17 protein-coding genes are annotated in these 17,952 nt (G+C 69.8%); 11 read left to right on the plus strand and 6 right to left on the minus strand.

The window, feature by feature from the left end:
- Positions 1 to 15: 15 nt before the first annotated feature.
- Together AC0QTQ_RS06530 and AC0QTQ_RS06535 are read left to right on the plus strand one after the other, a co-directional pair.
- On the plus strand, positions 16 to 465 hold the full coding sequence (locus AC0QTQ_RS06530) for a nucleoside deaminase (RefSeq protein WP_480258787.1): 450 nt from the start codon (positions 16 to 18) through the stop codon (positions 463 to 465).
- 12 nt (positions 466 to 477) lie between these two features.
- Positions 478 to 846: a DsrE family protein gene (locus tag AC0QTQ_RS06535; RefSeq protein WP_480258788.1), complete on the plus strand. Its 369-nt coding sequence runs from the start codon at positions 478 to 480 to the stop codon at positions 844 to 846.
- Between the two features lie 100 nt (positions 847 to 946).
- On the opposite strand, the gene purD is transcribed toward AC0QTQ_RS06535, so the two are convergent.
- Positions 947 to 2,209 (minus strand): phosphoribosylamine--glycine ligase, encoded by a 1,263-nt coding sequence (gene purD, locus AC0QTQ_RS06540; protein ID WP_480258789.1) that lies wholly within the window; start codon positions 2,207 to 2,209, stop codon positions 947 to 949.
- 67 nt (positions 2,210 to 2,276) lie between these two features.
- On the opposite strand from purD, the gene xseA reads away from it, so the two are divergent.
- The gene (gene xseA / locus AC0QTQ_RS06545; RefSeq protein WP_480258790.1) at positions 2,277 to 3,818 is read left to right on the plus strand and encodes an exodeoxyribonuclease VII large subunit; all 1,542 of its coding nucleotides are present in this window, start codon (positions 2,277 to 2,279) and stop codon (positions 3,816 to 3,818) included.
- Between the two features lie 157 nt (positions 3,819 to 3,975).
- Here xseA and AC0QTQ_RS06550 read toward each other — a convergent pair whose 3' ends face one another.
- Positions 3,976 to 4,386, minus strand: a complete 411-nt coding sequence (locus AC0QTQ_RS06550) for a hypothetical protein (RefSeq protein WP_480258791.1) — start codon at positions 4,384 to 4,386, stop codon at positions 3,976 to 3,978.
- A gap of 75 nt (positions 4,387 to 4,461) precedes the next feature.
- Positions 4,462 to 5,604: an alkane 1-monooxygenase gene (locus AC0QTQ_RS06555; RefSeq protein ID WP_480258792.1), complete on the minus strand. Its 1,143-nt coding sequence runs from the start codon at positions 5,602 to 5,604 to the stop codon at positions 4,462 to 4,464.
- Between the two features lie 109 nt (positions 5,605 to 5,713).
- Between AC0QTQ_RS06555 and AC0QTQ_RS06560 the strand changes: the two genes are divergently transcribed.
- Both AC0QTQ_RS06560 and ftsY read left to right on the plus strand, forming a co-directional pair.
- Positions 5,714 to 6,343 carry a lysoplasmalogenase family protein gene (locus AC0QTQ_RS06560; protein WP_480258793.1) on the plus strand — a complete coding sequence of 210 codons (630 nt, stop codon included), beginning with the start codon at positions 5,714 to 5,716 and terminating at the stop codon, positions 6,341 to 6,343.
- A 54-nt stretch (positions 6,344 to 6,397) separates the two neighbouring features.
- The gene (gene ftsY, locus AC0QTQ_RS06565; protein ID WP_121533907.1) at positions 6,398 to 7,447 is read left to right on the plus strand and encodes a signal recognition particle-docking protein FtsY; all 1,050 of its coding nucleotides are present in this window, start codon (positions 6,398 to 6,400) and stop codon (positions 7,445 to 7,447) included.
- A gap of 18 nt (positions 7,448 to 7,465) precedes the next feature.
- On the opposite strand, the gene AC0QTQ_RS06570 is transcribed toward ftsY, so the two are convergent.
- A complete protein-coding gene (locus AC0QTQ_RS06570) occupies positions 7,466 to 8,050 on the minus strand; it encodes an MgtC/SapB family protein (protein ID WP_480258794.1) in 585 nt (194 codons plus the stop codon).
- A gap of 24 nt (positions 8,051 to 8,074) precedes the next feature.
- On the opposite strand from AC0QTQ_RS06570, the gene AC0QTQ_RS06575 reads away from it, so the two are divergent.
- From AC0QTQ_RS06575 to folE2, 4 genes are all read left to right on the plus strand, one after another.
- Positions 8,075 to 8,980 (plus strand): EamA family transporter, encoded by a 906-nt coding sequence (locus tag AC0QTQ_RS06575; protein WP_480258795.1) that lies wholly within the window; start codon positions 8,075 to 8,077, stop codon positions 8,978 to 8,980.
- 14 nt (positions 8,981 to 8,994) lie between these two features.
- Entirely contained in the window at positions 8,995 to 9,627 is a 633-nt protein-coding gene (locus AC0QTQ_RS06580; RefSeq protein WP_480258796.1) for an inner membrane-spanning protein YciB, read from the plus strand.
- Between the two features lie 126 nt (positions 9,628 to 9,753).
- Positions 9,754 to 10,932, plus strand: a complete 1,179-nt coding sequence (locus AC0QTQ_RS06585) for an aminotransferase class V-fold PLP-dependent enzyme (protein ID WP_480258797.1) — start codon at positions 9,754 to 9,756, stop codon at positions 10,930 to 10,932.
- Between the two features lie 66 nt (positions 10,933 to 10,998).
- Positions 10,999 to 12,108, plus strand: coding sequence for a GTP cyclohydrolase FolE2 (gene folE2 / locus AC0QTQ_RS06590; RefSeq protein WP_480258798.1), 1,110 nt, complete (start codon positions 10,999 to 11,001; stop codon positions 12,106 to 12,108).
- A 142-nt stretch (positions 12,109 to 12,250) separates the two neighbouring features.
- Here folE2 and AC0QTQ_RS06595 read toward each other — a convergent pair whose 3' ends face one another.
- Together AC0QTQ_RS06595 and AC0QTQ_RS06600 are read right to left on the minus strand one after the other, a co-directional pair.
- Positions 12,251 to 12,625, minus strand: a complete 375-nt coding sequence (locus AC0QTQ_RS06595; protein ID WP_480258799.1) for a ribbon-helix-helix domain-containing protein — start codon at positions 12,623 to 12,625, stop codon at positions 12,251 to 12,253.
- A 24-nt stretch (positions 12,626 to 12,649) separates the two neighbouring features.
- The gene (locus tag AC0QTQ_RS06600) at positions 12,650 to 13,207 is read right to left on the minus strand and encodes a DJ-1/PfpI family protein (RefSeq protein WP_480258800.1); all 558 of its coding nucleotides are present in this window, start codon (positions 13,205 to 13,207) and stop codon (positions 12,650 to 12,652) included.
- A gap of 711 nt (positions 13,208 to 13,918) precedes the next feature.
- Between AC0QTQ_RS06600 and AC0QTQ_RS06605 the strand changes: the two genes are divergently transcribed.
- The gene (locus AC0QTQ_RS06605) at positions 13,919 to 16,372 is read left to right on the plus strand and encodes an ATP-dependent helicase (RefSeq protein WP_480258801.1); all 2,454 of its coding nucleotides are present in this window, start codon (positions 13,919 to 13,921) and stop codon (positions 16,370 to 16,372) included.
- Between the two features lie 266 nt (positions 16,373 to 16,638).
- Positions 16,639 to 17,946, plus strand: coding sequence for a tetratricopeptide repeat protein (locus AC0QTQ_RS06610; RefSeq protein ID WP_480258802.1), 1,308 nt, complete (start codon positions 16,639 to 16,641; stop codon positions 17,944 to 17,946).
- Positions 17,947 to 17,952 lie beyond the last annotated feature (6 nt).

Here is a 17,952-nt window from a genome sequence, read left to right on the forward strand (position 1 = left end):
CGGCGATGAAGGGGCATGAGCTTCACCTCCTACATGGACCTCGCGCTCGAGGAGGCGCGCGCCGCCGCCGCCCGCGGCGAGGTGCCGGTGGGTGCGGTGATCGTTGCCCCGGGCGGGCGCGTCGTCGCCCGCGCCGGCAACCGCACCCGCGAACTCTGCGACCCGACCGCCCATGCCGAGATCCTCGCGTTGCGCATGGCCTGCGTCGCGGCGGGGTCCGAGCGGCTGCCGGGCCACGACCTCTATGTTACGCTCGAACCCTGCCCGATGTGCGCCTCGGCGCTCGGCCAGGCGCGGATCGCGCGGATCTACTATGGCGCGGCCGACCCGAAATCGGGCGGCGTGGCACAGGGGCCGCGGATCTTCGCGCATCCGCAAAGCCATCATGTCCCCGAGGTCTATGACGGCATCGGGGCGCGTGCGGCCGAGGCGCTGCTCAAGGCCTTCTTCGCCGAAAGGCGCTGACCGGAGGACGGAATGAACGAAACGGTGCAGGTGGCGGTCCACCTCGACGAGGCCGATCCCGCGCGGATGCGGATGGCGCTGAACAACATCGCCAATCTGCGCGCCCACTACACGCAGGCGGGGCAGGCGGTCGCGGTCGAGCTGGTGGCGAACGGTCCGGGGCTTGCGCTGCTGCGCGCCGACCTCTCGCCGCTGGCCGACCGGGTGGCCGAGCTTGCCGCCGAGGGGGTGCGCTTCTCGGCCTGCGCGAACACCCTGCGCGGGATCACCCGCGACGAGGGAACTGCCCCCGTGCTTTTGCCCGCGGCACAGGTCGTGCCCTCGGGGGTGGTGCGTCTCATTGAGCTGCAACGCGCCGGCTGGGCCTATCTGCGGCCCTGAGCGCGCCCCCGCCGTCGCGGCAGCACGGCGCCCCTGATCTTCCAATTGCTTCAAATATCCCGGGGGGTCAGGGGGGCAGCGCCCCCCTTCGCGCGTCGGCTCAGAGCGCCCGCCAGCCGATGTCGCGCCGGCAGAAGCCCTCGGGCCAGTCGATCCGGTCGACCATCGCATAGGCGCGCTCCTGCGCCTCCTTCAGCGTCGCGCCGCGGGCGGTGACGTTCAGCACCCGCCCGCCAGTGGCCAGCACCTTGCCGTCCTTGAGCGCGGTGCCGGCATGGAAGACCATCCGCGCGCTGTCCTCGGGCAGATCGGCAAGGCCGCGGATCTCGCTGCCCTTCACATAAGGGCCCGGATAGCCCTTCGCCGCCATCACCACGGTCAGCGCATGGTCGTCGGCCCATTGCGCCTCGACTTCGGCCAGACGCCCCTCGGCGCAGGCCAGGAGCAGGTCGAGCGCCTGCGCGCCAAGCCGCAGCATCAGAACCTGGCATTCCGGGTCGCCGAAGCGGACGTTGTATTCCACGAGCCGCGCCCGGCCGTTCTCGATCATCAGCCCGGCGTAGAGCACGCCCTGGAACGGCGTGCCGCGCGCCGCCATCTCGGCAATCGTCGGGCGCACGATCTCGGACAGCACCTGCTCCTGGATCGCCGTGGTCAGCACCGGGGCGGGGGAATAGGCCCCCATGCCGCCGGTGTTCGGCCCGGTGTCGCCATCGCCCACGCGCTTGTGATCCTGCGCGGTGCCCACGGGCAGCACATCGGTGCCGTCCGACAGGATGAAGAAGCTTGCCTCTTCGCCCGCCATGAATTCCTCGATCACCACCTCGGCGCCGGCCGCACCGAAGGCGCCGCCGAAGATCTCGTCGATGCCGTCGAGCGCCTCGTCGAGGGTCATCGCCACGATCACGCCCTTGCCCGCGGCCAGACCGTCGGCCTTGACCACGATCGGTGCGCCCTGCGCGCGGACATAGTCCTTCGCCGCCGTGGCGTCCGAGAACCGCGCCCAGGCGGCGGTCGGCGCGCCGCACGCGTCGCAGACTTCCTTGGTGAAGGCCTTCGAGGCCTCGAGCTTCGCCGCCTCGGCCGAGGGGCCGAAGGTCAGGATGCCCGCCGCGCGCAGCGCATCGGCCACACCGGCGGCCAGCGGCGCCTCGGGGCCGACGATGACGAAATCGATGGCGTTTTCCTCGACGCAGGCCAGCACCGCCGCCGCATCGGTCGGCTCGATCGCGGCCAGTTCGGCGATTGCACCGATACCGGCATTGCCCGGCGCGACGATCAGCCGGTCGCATTTCGGGTTCTGCTTCACCGCCCAGGCAAGGGCATGTTCGCGGCCGCCGCCGCCCAGGATCAGAATGTTCATCGGCGCACCCCCTTGGCCTTCGCTTTCCGGCCTTCTAAGGTCAGACCCGACATCAGGCAAGGCGCAGATGGACCTTCTCGACGACAGCCCGGGCAGCGGCAATGCCCATGAATACACGGTTTCCGAGATCTCGGGCGCGGTGAAGCGCGTGATCGAGGGCGAGTTCGGCCGCGTGCGCGTGCGCGGCGAGGTCGGCCGCGTCAGCCGTCCGTCCTCGGGCCACATGTATTTCGACCTCAAGGACGCCAGCGCGGTGATCGCGGCGGTCAGCTGGAAGGGGCAGGTCGCGCGGATGCAGATCCGCCCCGAGGAAGGGATGGAGGTCATCGCCACCGGCCGCATGACCACCTTCCCGGGCCAGTCGAAATATCAGCTCATCGTCGATGACGTCGAACCCGCCGGGGCGGGGGCGCTGATGGCGATGCTCGAGGCGCGGCGGCGCGCGCTTGCCGCCGAGGGCCTGTTTGATGAACACCGCAAGAAGCCGCTCCCCTGGTTGCCGGGCGTGATCGGCGTCGTCACCTCGCCCTCGGGGGCCGTCATTCGCGACATCCTGCACCGGCTGCGCGAGCGCTTTCCGCGCCGCGTGCTGATCTGGCCGGTGGCGGTGCAGGGGCAGGCCTGCGCGCCCGAGGTGGCGGCGGCGATCCGCGGCTTCAACGCCCTGCCCGAGGGCGGCGCGATCCCGCGCCCCGATCTCATCATCGTCGCCCGTGGCGGCGGCTCGCTCGAGGATCTGTGGGGCTTCAACGAAGAGGCGGTGGTGCGCGCCGCGGCAGCAAGCCGGATTCCGCTGATCTCGGCGGTGGGGCACGAGACCGACACCACGCTGATCGATTTCGCCGCCGACCGCCGCGCGCCGACGCCGACCGCCGCGGCCGAGATCGCGGTGCCGGTGCGTGCCGATCTTGCCACCTGGCTCGCCGAGACCGAGGCGCGGATGGCGCGCGCGGCGCGCTCCCGCGTCGAGGGCCATGGCCAGCGGCTGCGCGACCTGTCGCGCGCCTTGGGCCGGCCCGAGACGCTGATCGCCCCGGCGCGGCAGCGCTTCGACCTGATGTCCGACCGGCTCGCCCCGGCGCTGCGGATGGTGACGGTGCGCAAGCGCGCAGGCTTTGCGCCGCTCGAGGCGCGGATCGCGCCGGCGATCCTGCGCCGCTACCTCGCGCAGGAGGGGCGGCGGCTCGAAACCCTGGCGGCACGTCTGGCCCCGGCGCTCGCCCGCACCCGGCTCGAGGCGGAGCGGGCGAACACCCGCAACCGCGCGACGCTCGAAGGGCTGACGGACCGGCTCGCGCGCGCCCCGCGGGCCCGGCTTGCGGCGCTCGCCGAGCGGCTCGACCGGCTCGACCGGATGCGCCAGACGCTGGGCTATCGCGAGACGCTGAAGCGCGGCTATGCGGTGGTGCGGGCGGGCGAGACGCTGGTCACCCGCGCGGCCGAGGCCGCGGCGGCCGCGACGCTGGAGATCGAGTTCCACGACGGCCGCGTGCCGGCCCATCCGGGCGAGGGCAGCGCCTCCGCGCCAGGCCCCGCCGCGCCCGCAGCCCCCACGCCCCGCCGCCGGTCGCGCAAGGACGAGCCGCCGGAGCAGGGGAGCCTGTTCTGACCCCGCCGCGCCGGTGACGGCGGTCGGAGGAGTCTTCGGGCCAAGATGAAGCGCAACGGGCTGGTCTCAGGGCCGGGGGCATCGAGCGTGAACGCCCCTGGCTTTTTCCTGGCGAAAAACCTCACTCCGCCCGTGCCGCGGGACAGGGCCGGGCGCTTCAGACCCCCAGATCCGGCCCCGGGCAGTTCAGCGAGGTCGTGCTTTCCTTGAGCGAGATCAGCGGCTCGCCGTCGTCGCGCCCCTCAAACCGGGCGACAAGCCCCTCGGGGCTGTCGTGGAAGGTCCAGCACTGCAACGGCGTGTCGTCGTGATAGTCGAAGCAGATCTGGTCGCCCTGCTGGAACCAGTCGCCCTCGTGGCACTCGCCCTCGGCGAAGGCCCAGACGACCTTGTGGCCGGGGCGGTATTCCTCGATGCCATAGACCTGCCCGCCGGCGGAATAGGTGATCGTCTTGCCCAGCGTCCGGGCGTCGAACTCCTCGGCGGTCATCGGCGGGCCGATCTCGGCCGCGGCAAGCGGCACCGCGGCGAGGGCGAGGAGAAGGGGCAGGATCAGGCGGGCGCGCATCGCGGGGTCTCCGGTTCGGTCGCGCCAGCTTGCCCCGGATCGGCGCGCCGGAAAAGCCAAAGCGCCGTGAACGGGCTAAAGCCCGCGGGCGGGCTTGCGCAGGGCGCGGGCCCGGGGGTCCATCACCCGGTGCCACAGCGCCGGGATCAGCGCGAGCGTCGCCATCGCCGGCAGCGAGCGGGGCAGCATCGGCCGCCCCTTGGCCGCGGTCTCGCCAAGGCGCAACTCGGGGTAGGGCCGGGCCGGATGGGCGTGGTGGTCCGAATGGCGCGGCGCGTTCAGCATCCACAGCGACGAGACCGGATCGGGCGCGTCCCAGCTGTGGCGGGCGCTGACGGGCTCGTATTGCCCGGTCCCGGTCTGCGCACGCTCGAGCCCGTAATGCTGCACGTAATCGGCGAGCAGGATCTGCATCTGCGCGTAAAGGCAGAGCGCGAGATAGGCGAGCACCCCGGCAAGGCCGAAGAGCAGCCCGACGAGGAGCACGCACCAGATCGCGCCGAGGACATAGCTGACATAGGGGTTCACCGCGGCAAGCCGGGCGCGCCAGCCCTCGGGCGCAAGGCGCTTGCGCCGCGCCTCTTCCATTTCCCAGCCTGCGGTGAAGGCGCCGGTCCAGGCCTGCGGCGCGAAGGCCCAGAAGCTTTCGCCCAGCACGGCGCTGTTCGGGTCGTCGCGGGTGGCGACGAAGCGGTGGTGCACCAGCCGGTGCGCCGAGGCGTGGTGGCCGTAGAGCAGCGAGATATAGACCCATTTGCCCAGCACGAAGAGCCGCTTGTCGGCGCGGTGGATGAGCTCGTGCGCGTTCGAGTTCGACACCTGCCCGAAGAACAGACCGCAGGCGAAGAAGAGCGCGATGCGGGCCGGAATCGACAGCCCCGTCGCCCCGGATAGCGCCGCGACGCCCAGGAGCAGCAGCCCGAAATGCGCCACTGCCAGCGCCACCGAGAGCCGGTCGGCGGCGGGAAACTCGCAGCCCCCGGGGGCGTCGGGGGCGGCATGGGCGATCAGACGGTCAAGGGCATAGATCAGCCCGCCGATCCAGGCGACGGCGAGCCAGGGCCAGAGCCCGCCGACGAGCGCACCAAGCACGATGAGTGGCACCGGCGCGAAGGTCACGGCGGCGAAGAGGTCGATCCCGGGCACGGCATGCCCGATCGTGCGCAGCCCCTGCGCGAGTCCGGCAAGGCGGGCGGAAAGGTCGGGACGGTCTGACATGGCACTGCTCTCGGCGCGTCTTCTGGCGTTTCGGGGCAGTCTAGCGCAAAATCGGGCCAAGTCAGGGCGAAGGCTTGCCGCAGGGCGGATTTTCTGCACGACTGTGGACATGAGCCTTTTGACCGATCCGCTTTTCCTGATCGCGGCCGCGCTGGCGGTGCTGTATCTGCTGCGCTTTGCCGCGGCCGCGGCAAGCTGGCCGAAGACCGCGGTGAAGACGCTGTCGGTGGCGCTGCTGGCCGCCATCGCGCTGCGCGCGGGGGCGCCGCTGTCGCTCTCGCTTGGGCTGATGCTGGGCGCGCTTGGCGATTTCTGCCTGTCGCGGCCGGGGCGGGGGATGTTCCTTGCCGGCATGGCGGCTTTTGCGGCGGGGCATCTGGCCTATCTCGCGCTGTTCCTCGGGCTCGGCGCCGGGGCGCCGCCGTTGCCGGCGGCGCTGGCGCTGCTGCTCGGCGCCGCCGCCGCGGTGCTGTGGATCGCGCCGCGGGCCGAGGGGATGGTCGCGCCGGTGCGCGGCTATATCGTCGTGATCGCGGCGATGACGCTTGCGGCGCTCGGGCTTTCGGGCGCGCCGCGGCTCGTCCTCGGCGCGCTCGTCTTCGTCGCCTCGGACTTCGTTCTCGCGCTGCTGCTCTTCGTGCTGGCGCCCGGGCGCGGCGCGCGGGCGGCGGCCTTTCTCGTCTGGGCGCTCTACTGGCCGGCGCAGGCCTTGATCCTTGCGGGCGGGCTTCTGCCCTGAGCCCTTCCATCGCGCGCCCGCATCCAGTAGGTGAAAGGAAACGGAGGTCCCCCGATGTCGTTCTTTTCCAAGCTCAAGTCGCGCCTGACCCGGTCCTCCTCGAGGCTTGAGGAGGGGCTCGAGGCGATCGTCGCCGAAAGCGCCGAGACCGAGGCGCCCGAAGCGGCGGCCCCCGAAGCGCCGGCGCCGGCGCCTTCCGCCCCGGCCGAAGAGGCGCGCAAGCCCGGATTCCTCGGCCGGCTGCTGGGCCGCACGGGCGAGGAGGCGCCGCGCCGTGTTCTCGACGATGCGATGCTCGAAAGCCTCGAGGAGCTGCTGATCACCTCCGACATGGGGGTGGACACCGCGTTGCGGGTCACCGCGAACCTTGCCGAGGGCCGGATGGGGCGCAAGCTCTCGGTGCCCGAGATCAAGGCGCTTCTGGCCGCGGAAATCGCCCGGATCATGGAGCCCGTCGCCCGGCCGATGCCGCTTTACGCCAAGCGCCCGCAGGTGGTGCTGGTCGTCGGCGTGAACGGCTCGGGCAAGACCACGACGATCGGCAAGCTCGCCTCGCAGTTCCGCGCCGCCGGCAAGACGGTGGTGATCGCCGCGGGCGACACCTTCCGCGCCGCGGCGGTCGAGCAGCTGAAGGTCTGGGGCGAGCGCGCCGGCGTGCCGGTGCTGACCGCGCCCGAGGGCTCGGACCCGGCCTCGCTTGCCTTCGACGCGATGACCAAGGCGCAGGAGGATGGGGCCGACCTTCTGATGATCGACACCGCCGGGCGGCTGCAGAACCGCGCCGACCTGATGGAGGAGCTGGCGAAGATCGTCCGGGTGATCCGCAAGAAGGACCCCGACGCGCCGCACAACACGCTTTTGGTGCTCGACGCCACCACCGGGCAGAATGCGCTGAGCCAGGTCGAGATCTTCTCGAAGATCGCCGATGTCTCGGGGCTGGTGATGACCAAGCTCGATGGCACGGCGAAGGGCGGTGTCCTGGTGGCGCTTGCCGACAAGTTCGGCCTGCCGATCCATGCGATCGGGGTGGGCGAGCAGATCGACGACCTCGCCCCCTTCGACCCCGAGGAGTTCGCCCGCGCGCTGGTGGGGGTGGAGGACTGAAGCGGCGATGACCCGGGGTCAGGCCATCGGGTCGGTGGGCGTGTGCCGGTGCCGCGCCTCGTCGTCGGGCGTCATCGGCACGTCGGCATCCTCGTTCATCGCCCGCACCGCGGGGCTTTCGAGCCGCTCCTCGATCCGGCGGAACACCCACAGCACGGTGACGGTGATCCCGGTCGCAAGCGCACCAAGCCCGATCCGCCCGGTGCCGCAGGCAAGCCCCACCGCGCCGGCAAGCCACATGCTGGCCCCCGTCGTCAGCCCGCGCACCCGCCCGCCCGAGGTGATGATCGTGCCCGCCGCCAGAAAGGCGACGCCCGAGGTGACGGCGCCGATCAGCCGCACGATGTCCGAGCGCGCGCCGCTTGCCGCCCCCTCGGTGCGCGAGATGTCGACGAGTTCGAGCGCAATCAGCGCGAAGAGCGAGGCGGCGACGGCGATCAGCATGTGGGTGCGCAGCCCGGCCGGCTTGTGGTGCCATTCCCGCTCGAAACCGATCGTGCCGCCAAGGGCGAGCGCGGCCAGCATCCGCATCGTCGCCACCGAAGGTGGCGTGGCGGTGAAGGAGTCGGACAGGTCGGTCCAGAGCTGCGACAGGATCTGCATCGGTGAACTCCGTGGAGGCAGTGCATGAGTGACCTTATCGCCTCGCTCGAGGGCACGCCAGCGGGGCACCACGCGGCGCTTGCGCTCGCGCTGATGGCGGCCTTCCTGCATGCGCTCTTCGGGGCGCTGCAGAAGGGGCGGCATGACCCGTGGATCAGCCGCGCGGCGATCGACGCGAGCTATGGCCTGATTGCCGCGCCCTTCGCGCTGTTCGTCGTGCCCTGGCCCGAGCCGCACATGTGGCCAATCTTCGCCACGGTGGTGGTGATCCACATCGGCTACAAGTTCGCGCAGGCGATGACCTACGCCCGCGGCGCCTATACCGTGGTCTATCCGGTGGTGCGCGGCACGGCGCCGCTCTTTGCGGTGATCGGGGCCGGGCTGCTCTTCGGCGAGCATTTCACCCTGGGCCAATGGGCGGGGGTCGGGGTGCTGCTCGCGGGGATCTACGGGCTGGCGCTCTACAACCTGCGCCACGTCACGACGGGGCGCGAGACGATGGTGCCGGCGCTGGCGCTCGCGGTGCTGACCGGCGGGTTCGTCGCGCTTTACACCACCTATGACGCCTATGGCATCCGCGCCACGGCCGATCCCTTCACCTTCCTTGCGTGGTTCTTCTTCCTCGACGGCTGGTTCATGCCGCTGTTCACCCTGCGGCGCTGGCGCCACGTTCCGGGCTCGGAACTGCTGCCCTTGCTGAAAAGGGGTGTGCTTGGCGCCTTTGTCGCCTATTTCTCCTTCGGTGCGATCATGCTGGCGACGCGGCTTGACCGGGTGGGCGAGGCCGCGGTGCTGCGCGAGACCTCGACGGTCTTCGCGGCGCTGATCGGCTGGCTCGTGCTGGGCGAGAAGGTCGGACCGCGGCGCACGGCGCTGATGGCGCTGATCGCCGCCGGCGCGGTGATCGTGGAATTCGCGGGCAACCGCTGAGAACGGATGACGACATGAGCGGCAAACGCAAGATCAATCCCTGGCTGAAGGCCGCACTCGATTTCGGGCCGCTGCTGGTCTTCTTCATCGCCTTCAACCGGCTCAAGGACGCCCATGTCGCTTTCGGCGGGCAAAGCTATTCGGGCTTCGTGCTGGCCACGGCGATCTTCGTGCCGCTGCTCGTCGTCTCGACGCTGATCCTGTGGCGCCTCACCGGCCGGCTCTCGCCGATGCAGGTGGCGACGCTCGTTCTCGTCGTGGTCTTCGGCGGGCTCTCGGTGTGGTTCAACGACCCGCATTTCTTCAAGATGAAGCCGACGCTGATCTATCTGCTCTTCGCGGCGCTTCTGGGCATCGGGCTGGCGCGTGGCAAGCCCTGGCTGCAGCTGGTGATGGAAGACGCGATCCCGATGCGGCACGAGGGCTGGATGATCCTGACGAAGCGGCTGGTGATCCTGTTCCTCGGGCTTGCCGTCGCGAACGAGGTGATCTGGCGCACCATGTCCGACGCCGCCTGGGTCAACTTCAAGACCTTCGGCCTGACGGTACTGATGTTCGGCTTCTTCATGGGGCAGGGGAAGCTGTTTTCCCGCTACGCCGTTGAAAAGCCCGGCGAAGATGGCGCCGAGGGCGGCGGGGAGGGCTGATCTCGCCCGCGCTGCCCTTATTCAAACCCTTGAATACAAGGCCGAATTGCAGGCCCGCGCGGCTGCGGCAGGTTGACGCGCCGGGCCCGCGGCGTTAGGCCGTGTCACCTTTTCAGGAGAGGGCCCATGACGAAAGACTGGAACACCCGGACGAAACTCGTGCATGACGGTATCCGCCGCTCGCAATACGGCGAGATGGCCGAGGCGCTGTTCCTGACCCAGGGCTTCGTCTATCCCTCGGCCGAGGTCGCCGAGGCGCGCTTCATCTCCTCGGGCCCGGACGAGTTCATCTATGCCCGCTACGGCAACCCGACGACGCGGATGTTCGAGGACCGGATGGCGGCGATCGAGGGCACCGAGGACGGTTTCGCCTGTGCCTCGGGGATGGCCGCGATCAACGGCGCGCTGATGGCGCTGGTGAAGCCGGGCGACCATGTCGTGGCGGCGCGGCAGATGTTCGGCTCGTGCCTGCATGTGCTCAAGGTGCTCGCGACCTTCGGTGTCGAGGTGACGCTGATCGACGGCGCCGATCTGGCGAACTGGCGCGCGGCGGTGCGGCCCGAGACCAGGGTGTGCTTCTTCGAGAGCGTGTCGAACCCCGGGCTCGAGGTGATCGACATCAAGGGCGTGGCCGGGATCGCCCATGCCGTCGGCGCCGTGGTGGTGGTCGACAACGCCTTCGCTTCGCCGATCTTCTCGCGTGCGGTGGCGCTTGGTGCCGATGTCATCGTCTATTCCGCGACCAAGCATATCGACGGCGGCGGCCGGGTGCTGGGCGGCATCGTGCTTGGCACGCGCGACTTCATCCGCGGCCCGCTTGAAACCTATGTCAAGCACACCGGCGGCGCGATGAGCCCGTTCCACGCCTGGATCCTGCTCTCGGGCCTGCAGACGCTGGATCTGCGGGTGCGGGCGCAGGCGGCGAATGCGGTGGCGGTGGCCGCGGCGGTGGCGGGGCATGCAAAGCTTGCGCGCACCATCTATCCGGGGCTCGCCGACCATCCGCAGCACGCCCTGGCGATGGAGCAGATGGGGGCGGGCGGCACGATGCTGTGCCTCGATCTGGCCGGCGGCAAGGCGGCGGCCTTCCGCTTCCTCGACGCGCTGCGGATCGTCTCGATCTCGAACAACCTCGGCGATGCGAAGTCGATCGCGACCCATCCCGCGACCACGACGCACAAGAACCTGAGCGAGGAAGACCGCGCCACGATCGGCATCACCGAGGGGCTGGTGCGGATCTCGATGGGGATCGAGGACACCACCGATCTGGTCGCGGACATCCGCGCGGCGCTGGACGCGGCCTGAGTTTCCCTTGGACTTTCGCGGCCCCGGTCCCATATGGTCCGGGGCCGCGACCGACCGGAGGGACAGATGAACATGCACGAGCGCAGCAACAGCCCCAACACCGAGGCCGCGAAGGCCGCGCTCGACACGCTGCGGGCCTGGGCCGAGCGCGCCGACCCGGTCGAGGTCGCCCGGCTCGACCCGGCGATCGCGCGGCTGCTGCCGGGGCATGTGCTGTCGAACTATCCCGATCTTGCCCGGACCTATGACGCGGAGTTCCGCCCCGATGCCGCCTACAAGGACGGCATGCCCGATCTGCAGAACGGCCCTGCCTCGCTGATCACCGGGGCGCATGCGTCGATCGCCCATGTCGGGATCTCGAACTTCCGCCTGCCGATCCGCTACCGGCTGCGCCCGGGCACCGACAACCCGCCCGGCGAGGTCACGCTCGAGACCTCGGTCACCGGCACGGTCAGCCTCGATGCCGAGAAGAAGGGCATCAACATGAGCCGGATCATCCGGTCCTTCTATGGCCATGCCGAGCGCGAGTTCTCCTTCGAGGTGATGGCGGCGGCGCTCGACGGCTACAAGGACGATCTGGACAGTTTCGACGCCCGGCTGATGATGCGCTTTTCCTATCCGGTGCGGGTCGACAGCCTGCGCTCGGGCCTCTCGGGTTGGCAATATTACGACATCGCGCTCGAGATGGCGGATCAGGGCGGGCGCCGGCTGAAGGCGATCCATCTCGATTATGTCTATTCCTCGACCTGCCCCTGTTCGCTCGAGCTGAGCGAGCATGCCCGCGCCAGCCGCGGCCGGCTGGCGACGCCGCATTCGCAGCGCTCGGTCGCGCGGATCTCGGTCGCGGTCGAGCCGGGCAAGGTGCTGTGGTTCGAGGACCTGATCGACATCGCCCGCGCCGCGGTGCCGACCGAGACCCAGGTGATGGTGAAACGCGAGGACGAGCAGGCCTTTGCCGAGCTGAACGCCGCGCATCCGATCTTTGTCGAGGATGCGGTGCGGGTCTTCGCCGAGGGCTTGCTCGCCGATCCGCGGGTGGGCGATTTCCGGGTGGTGGCGAGCCATCAGGAAAGCCTGCACAGCCACGACGCGGTGGCCGTGCTGACCGAGGGGCCGACCTTCGCCGCCGCAAGCCTCGATCCGCGGTTCTTCGCCTCGCTCGTGCACGCGGGCTGAGACCGGGTCGGGGGGCGCTGCCCCCCGGCTTCGCCTCCCCCCGAGGTATTTCTGGCAAGGAGAAAGCCGCTTTTCCTTGTGCAGATACTCCGGGGGGGGGGGATGGCCGCAGGCCAGAGGGGGCAGCGCCCCCTTCGCCGGTTCAGTTCATCCGCGCCGTTTCCCGTTCCGCCCGCCGCGCCGCCTCGCGCGCGAGGATCGCGCGGGCCGGGTGGGCGGCGATCGGCACGGTGAGATCGGCCGAGATCTCGCCCGCCGCGATCAATGCGTGATAGCGCGCGCAGCAGACCCGGAGGAACGAGGTGAAATTGCCGAGGTCATGATCGGCGTCCATCGCCTCGTGCCAGAGCCGGGTGATCAGCTGCGCCACGCTCATCCCGTCGCGCGCGCCGATCTCCTCGAGCGTCGCCCAGAAGGCGTTCTCGATCCGGATCGAGGTGGCGACCCCGTCGATGCGCAGGCTGTGCGTGCGGCTTTGCCATTGGCCGGCATCGGCCTTGATGAAGAGTTCGCACATCGCGGGGCCTCCCTCCCGTTGATGTCAGAGCAGCGCCATGAACTGCCGCAGCCAGCTCGGATGTGCGGGCCAGGCGGGCGCGGTCACCAGCTTGCCATCGGTCACCGCCTCTGTCACCGGAATATCGGCATAGGTGCCGCCCGCCGCCGTCACCTCGTAGGAACAGGCGGGATAGGCCGAGCAGGTCCGCCCGGCAAGCACGCGCGCCGCGGCCAGAAGCTGCGCGCCGTGGCAGATTGCGGCGACGGGTTTGTCGGCGTCGAAGAAGTGGCGCACCATCGCGCGCACCTGCGGATCGAGGCGCAGATATTCGGGCGCCCGGCCCCCCGGCACCACAAGCGCATCATAGCCTGCCGGATCGACCGCGGCGAAATCGGCATTGAGCGCGAAATTGTGGCCGGGCTTCTCGGAATAGGTCTGGTCGCCCTCGAAATCGTGGATCGCGGTCTTCACCGTCTCGCCGGCCGCCTTGCCGGGGCAGACCGCATCCACCGTGTGGCCGCAGGCCAGCAGGCACTGGAACGGCACCATCGTCTCGTAATCCTCGGTGAAATCGCCGGTGATCATCAGGATCTTTGCCATGTTTTCCTCCCTTGGCTCTCCTCCGTCCTCAGCCTAGGCGAAGCGGGCGCGCCGCGGGTGGTGCGGGCATACTACGGTTCAGGAGGCCGCCGCAGCGCGGCGGGCCTCTCACCGCCGGGCGAAATCCTGCGCGGCCTGTGCGGTGGGGAAGGCGGTGACGGGCACGATCACCACGGCGGGCGGCGCGTCGAGGAACAGGTGGCGGGCGGTGAGGCGCACCTGCCGGATCGCTGCCGCGTCAATCTCCTGCGCGGGGGCGGAGCTGAGCTGCCAGAGGAGGGCGGGGCCCCGTTCGGCAAGCCGGCCTCGATCGGCGCGGGAACGCGCCGTCGGGCACGGCGGCGCGCGGCGAGGCTCATGGCGAGACTGGCAAGCGCGATCTGCACGGCCACCAGCAGCAGAAGCAGCAGCAGCCGGCCGAGCTGTCCGGTGATCCAGTGCGCGGGCAGGCGCAGCAGCCAGCCGGCTCCGGCCGCGAGCCAGAGGTAATAGGCGAAAAGGCGGGCGCCGCGCAGTGCCTGCGGCTGCGCCTCCTAGGCCAGCGCATCGGCCGGGGTGAGGGCAAAGCTCAGGTCGGTTTCGGTGTCGGTCATCATGCGGTCGCCGCGATGCGCGAGGTTTGCCGTGGGCGGCATGGAAGTCCAGCGCGAAGATGTGAACGGATGCGGAACAACTCTTGGCCTTGCCGGCGCGGGCGGCTAGATTGCCGCCATGAGCAGTTATGACGACGATGATCCGTTCGAGAGGGCGCTGAGTCTCACGCAGCGCGCCATGCAGGCGATGCAGGGCGGTCCCGCGCCCTATCTCGAGGGGCTGAACCCGGCGCAGCGTGCCGCGGTCGAGGCGCTCGACGGGCCGGTGCTGATGCTGGCGGGGGCGGGCACCGGCAAGACCAAGGCGCTGACCACGCGGATCGCGCATCTGATCCATTCGGGCCGTTGCCGCCCGAACGAGATCCTGGCCGTCACCTTCACCAACAAGGCCGCGCGCGAGATGAAAGAGCGCGTGGGCCGGCTGCTGGGCGGTGCGATCGAGGGGATGCCCTGGCTGGGCACCTTCCACTCGGTCTGCGTCAAGCTGTTGCGGCGGCATGCGGAACTCGTCGGGCTGAAGTCGAACTTCACCATCCTCGACACCGACGACCAGATCCGGCTGCTGAAGCAGCTGATCCTGGCCGCGAACATGGACGAGAAGCGCTGGCCGGCGCGGCAGCTTGCGGGCATCATCGACGGCTGGAAGAACCGCGCGCTGACGCCCGAGCGGGTGAAGGGCGCCGAGACCGCGGCCTTCAACAATCGCGGCTCCGAGCTCTATGCCGCCTATCAGGACCGGCTGCGCACGCTGAACGCCGTCGATTTCGGCGATCTGCTGCTCCATATGGTGACGATCTTTCAGACCCACGCCGATGTTCTGGCGCAGTATCAGCGCTGGTTCCGCTATATCCTTGTCGACGAGTATCAGGACACCAACGTCGCGCAATATCTGTGGCTGCGGCTGCTGGCGCAGGGCCATCGCAACATCTGCTGCGTCGGCGATGACGACCAGTCGATCTATGGCTGGCGCGGCGCCGAGGTCGGCAACATCCTGCGCTTCGAGAAGGATTTTCCGGGCGCGGTGGTGATCCGGCTCGAACAGAATTACCGCTCGACCGAGCATATCCTGGCCGCCGCCTCGCGGCTCATCGCGACGAACGAGGGGCGGCTTGGCAAGACGCTCTGGACCGAGGCGAAGGGCGGCGAGAAGGTGCGGCTGATCGGCCATTGGGATGGCGAGGAAGAGGCGCGCTGGATCGGCGAGGAGATCGAGGCGATCGCCGCGGGGCGGCGCCCGGTCGGGGCAGTGCGGCTGTCCGATCAGGCGATCCTGGTGCGCGCCAGCCACCAGATGCGCGCCTTCGAGGACCGTTTCCTGACCATCGGTCTGCCCTATCGGGTGATCGGCGGGCCGCGGTTCTATGAACGGCTCGAGATCCGCGACGCGATGGCCTATTTCCGCCTGGCCGTCTCGCCCGAGGACGATCTTGCCTTCGAGCGCGTCATCAACACGCCGAAGCGCGGGCTGGGCGAGAAGGCGCAGGCGCGGATTCAGATGATGGCGCGCGAGGCGGGGCTGAGCCTGTTCGATGCCGCGCGCCGGCTGGTCGCGGCGGGCGAGATCGGTGGCAAGGCGGGCGGGCAGCTGCGGCTTTTCGTCGAGAATGTCGCGCGCTGGAACGCCGAGATCCGCGCCGCCTCGCCCGCCACGGCGACGAGCCCGGCCGAGGATGACGATGCGTTGATCGAGCTCGACGAGGGCGCGGTGCCGCCGGCAAACGATCATTCGCATATCCGGCTGGTCGAGCGCATCCTCGAGGAGTCGGGCTATGTCGAGATGTGGCAGAACGACAAAACCCCCGAGGCGCCCGGTCGGCTCGAGAACCTGAAGGAACTGGTCAAGGCGCTCGAGCAGTTCGAGAACCTGCAGGGCTTCCTCGAGCACGTCGCGCTGATCATGGACAATGACAGTGCCGAGGGCGAGGACAAGGTCTCGATCATGACCTTGCACGCGGCGAAGGGGCTGGAATTTCCGGTCGTCTTCCTGCCGGGCTGGGAGGACGGGCTGTTCCCGAGCCAGCGCGCGATGGACGAGACCGGGCAGAAGGGGCTCGAGGAGGAGCGCCGGCTGGCCTATGTCGGCATCACCCGGGCCGAGGAGCTGTGCACGATCTCGTTTGCGGGCAACCGCCGGGTCTATGGCCAGTGGCAGTCGCAGCTGCCCTCGCGCTTCATCGACGAGCTGCCTGCCGCCCATGTCGAGGTGCTGACCCCGCCCGGGCTTTATGGTGGCGGGTTCGGGGCGGCCGGCGCCTTTGGCGGGGCGGGCAGCGGCTTTGGCGGCGGTTCGCGGATGGAGGAGCGGGCAAGCCGCGCCGATGTCTACAACTCGCCGGGCTGGAAGCGGCTGCAAAGCCATGGCGCCCCGCCGCCGCGCCCGACCACCGTCACCACCGTCGACCATGTCGCCTTCGGCATCGGCGACCGGGTCTTCCACAAGAAGTTCGGCTATGGCGAGGTGATGGAGATCGAGGGCGACACGCTGGTGATCGAGTTCGACAAGGCGGGGGCGAAGCACGTCAAGGCGGGCTTCGTGACCGCGGCCGACGCGGCGGGGGACGTGCCGTTCTGAGCCCTCCGCCGGGGGCTGCCGCCCCCTCGCCGGACGCTTTGCCCAAAAAATTGGCCGAGATCAAAGACAGACGCCCCGAAAAGTGGGATCATTAACCTTGCTATGGGGGGAGGGGTGTCATGCGTGTTCTTCGTGTTTCGCCGTTGATCGCCACCGTGTCGGTTGCGGCAATTCTGGGAATTTCCGCTGTTCCTCAAGGGTTTGTGTTCGCGCAGCAGACGGCGCCACCGGCGCCAGGACAGGCCGCGGCCGAGTCGCCGCAATCCTTGCGTGACCGCGGTCTTGCGCTGGTCTACGGACTTGATGGAGTCGCGGCGGATGTGTCCGCGGGGGTCGAGCTGCTTGGTCAGGCGGCGGCCCAGGGCGATGTCCGGGCGCAGGCCGAGCTTGGCCGGATGCTGGTCGACGGCTATTACCTGAAGGCCGATCCCGCGCGTGGGCTGGCGCTGCTCGAGGCGGCGGCGACGGCGGGCGATGCGCGGGCGATGACCGCGCTTGGCGGCGCGCTCCTGTGGGGCAAGGCCGCGCCGGCCGATCCGGCACGCGCGAAGGCGCTGCTGGAAAAGGCCGCGGCTGCGGGCAATGCCGAGGCACGTGCCCTTCTGGGCGAGCAGCTGATCGGCGGCTGGATCCTGCCGCGTGACGTTGCCGCCGGCAAGGCGCTGCTCGACGCGGGCGTGACGGCCGGCGACGCCGCCGCGCAGACGGCGCTGTCGGGGTTCTATCTCTACGGGATCGGGCTGCCGAAGGATGTCACGAAGGCGCGCGATCTGGCCGAGGCCGCGGCGGCGCAGGGCAAGCCCAAGGCGCTGCGTCAGGTCGGCGAGATGGCGATGTGGGGCCAGCGCGACCCGGCGGGCGCCGAGGCGCTGTTGCGGCGCGCGGGCGAGATGGGCGATGGCGAGGCCTGGGCGATCCTCGCCGAGGGGGCGATGTATGGCTACCTCGGCGGCGGTTCGGTCTCGCGCGCGAAATTCGCGGGCTTTGCCGAGCGGGCGCGGGCGGCGGGCAACGAGCGGATCGAGGTGCTGGATGCCACCCGGCAGATGTGGGGCATCTCGATGATCGCGAGCGGGCCGAAGACGATCGAGCGGTTGCAGACGGCGGCGGATGCCGGCAATGGCACGGCGGCGCGCTTCCTCGTGGGGATCTTGCGTGACGGCAACCGGATGAACCTGCATCGCCGGCTTGGTGATGCCGATGCGGCGCTGGCGAAATACGGCACGGTGATCGGGCCCGATGACAGCTGGCGGCTTGGCCAGACGATCGCGGCGGCGCGGGCGCGCAAGCCCGCGGCCTGGGAGGCGCTTGCCGGTGCGGTTGCGGCGCGGCCGGATCTGGTTTCCAAGGATTTCGGCCGGGACCTCTACAAGGCCAACCCCAACGCCACGATCTACCTGCTGCAGAAGAAGCTTGCGGGCGAGGGGCTCTATCGCGGCGCGCTGGACGGGATCGCCGGGCGGCGGACGCTGCGCGGGCTCTCTCAGGCCTGCAGCCGCTTGCCAGACAATCCGCCCTGCAATGACAGCGTGATGCGTCCCGATGTGCTCGGGGCGATCCTTGCGGCGCGGTGACGGAAC

The sequence above is a fragment of the Paenirhodobacter sp. YD-8 genome (assembly GCF_056590935.1).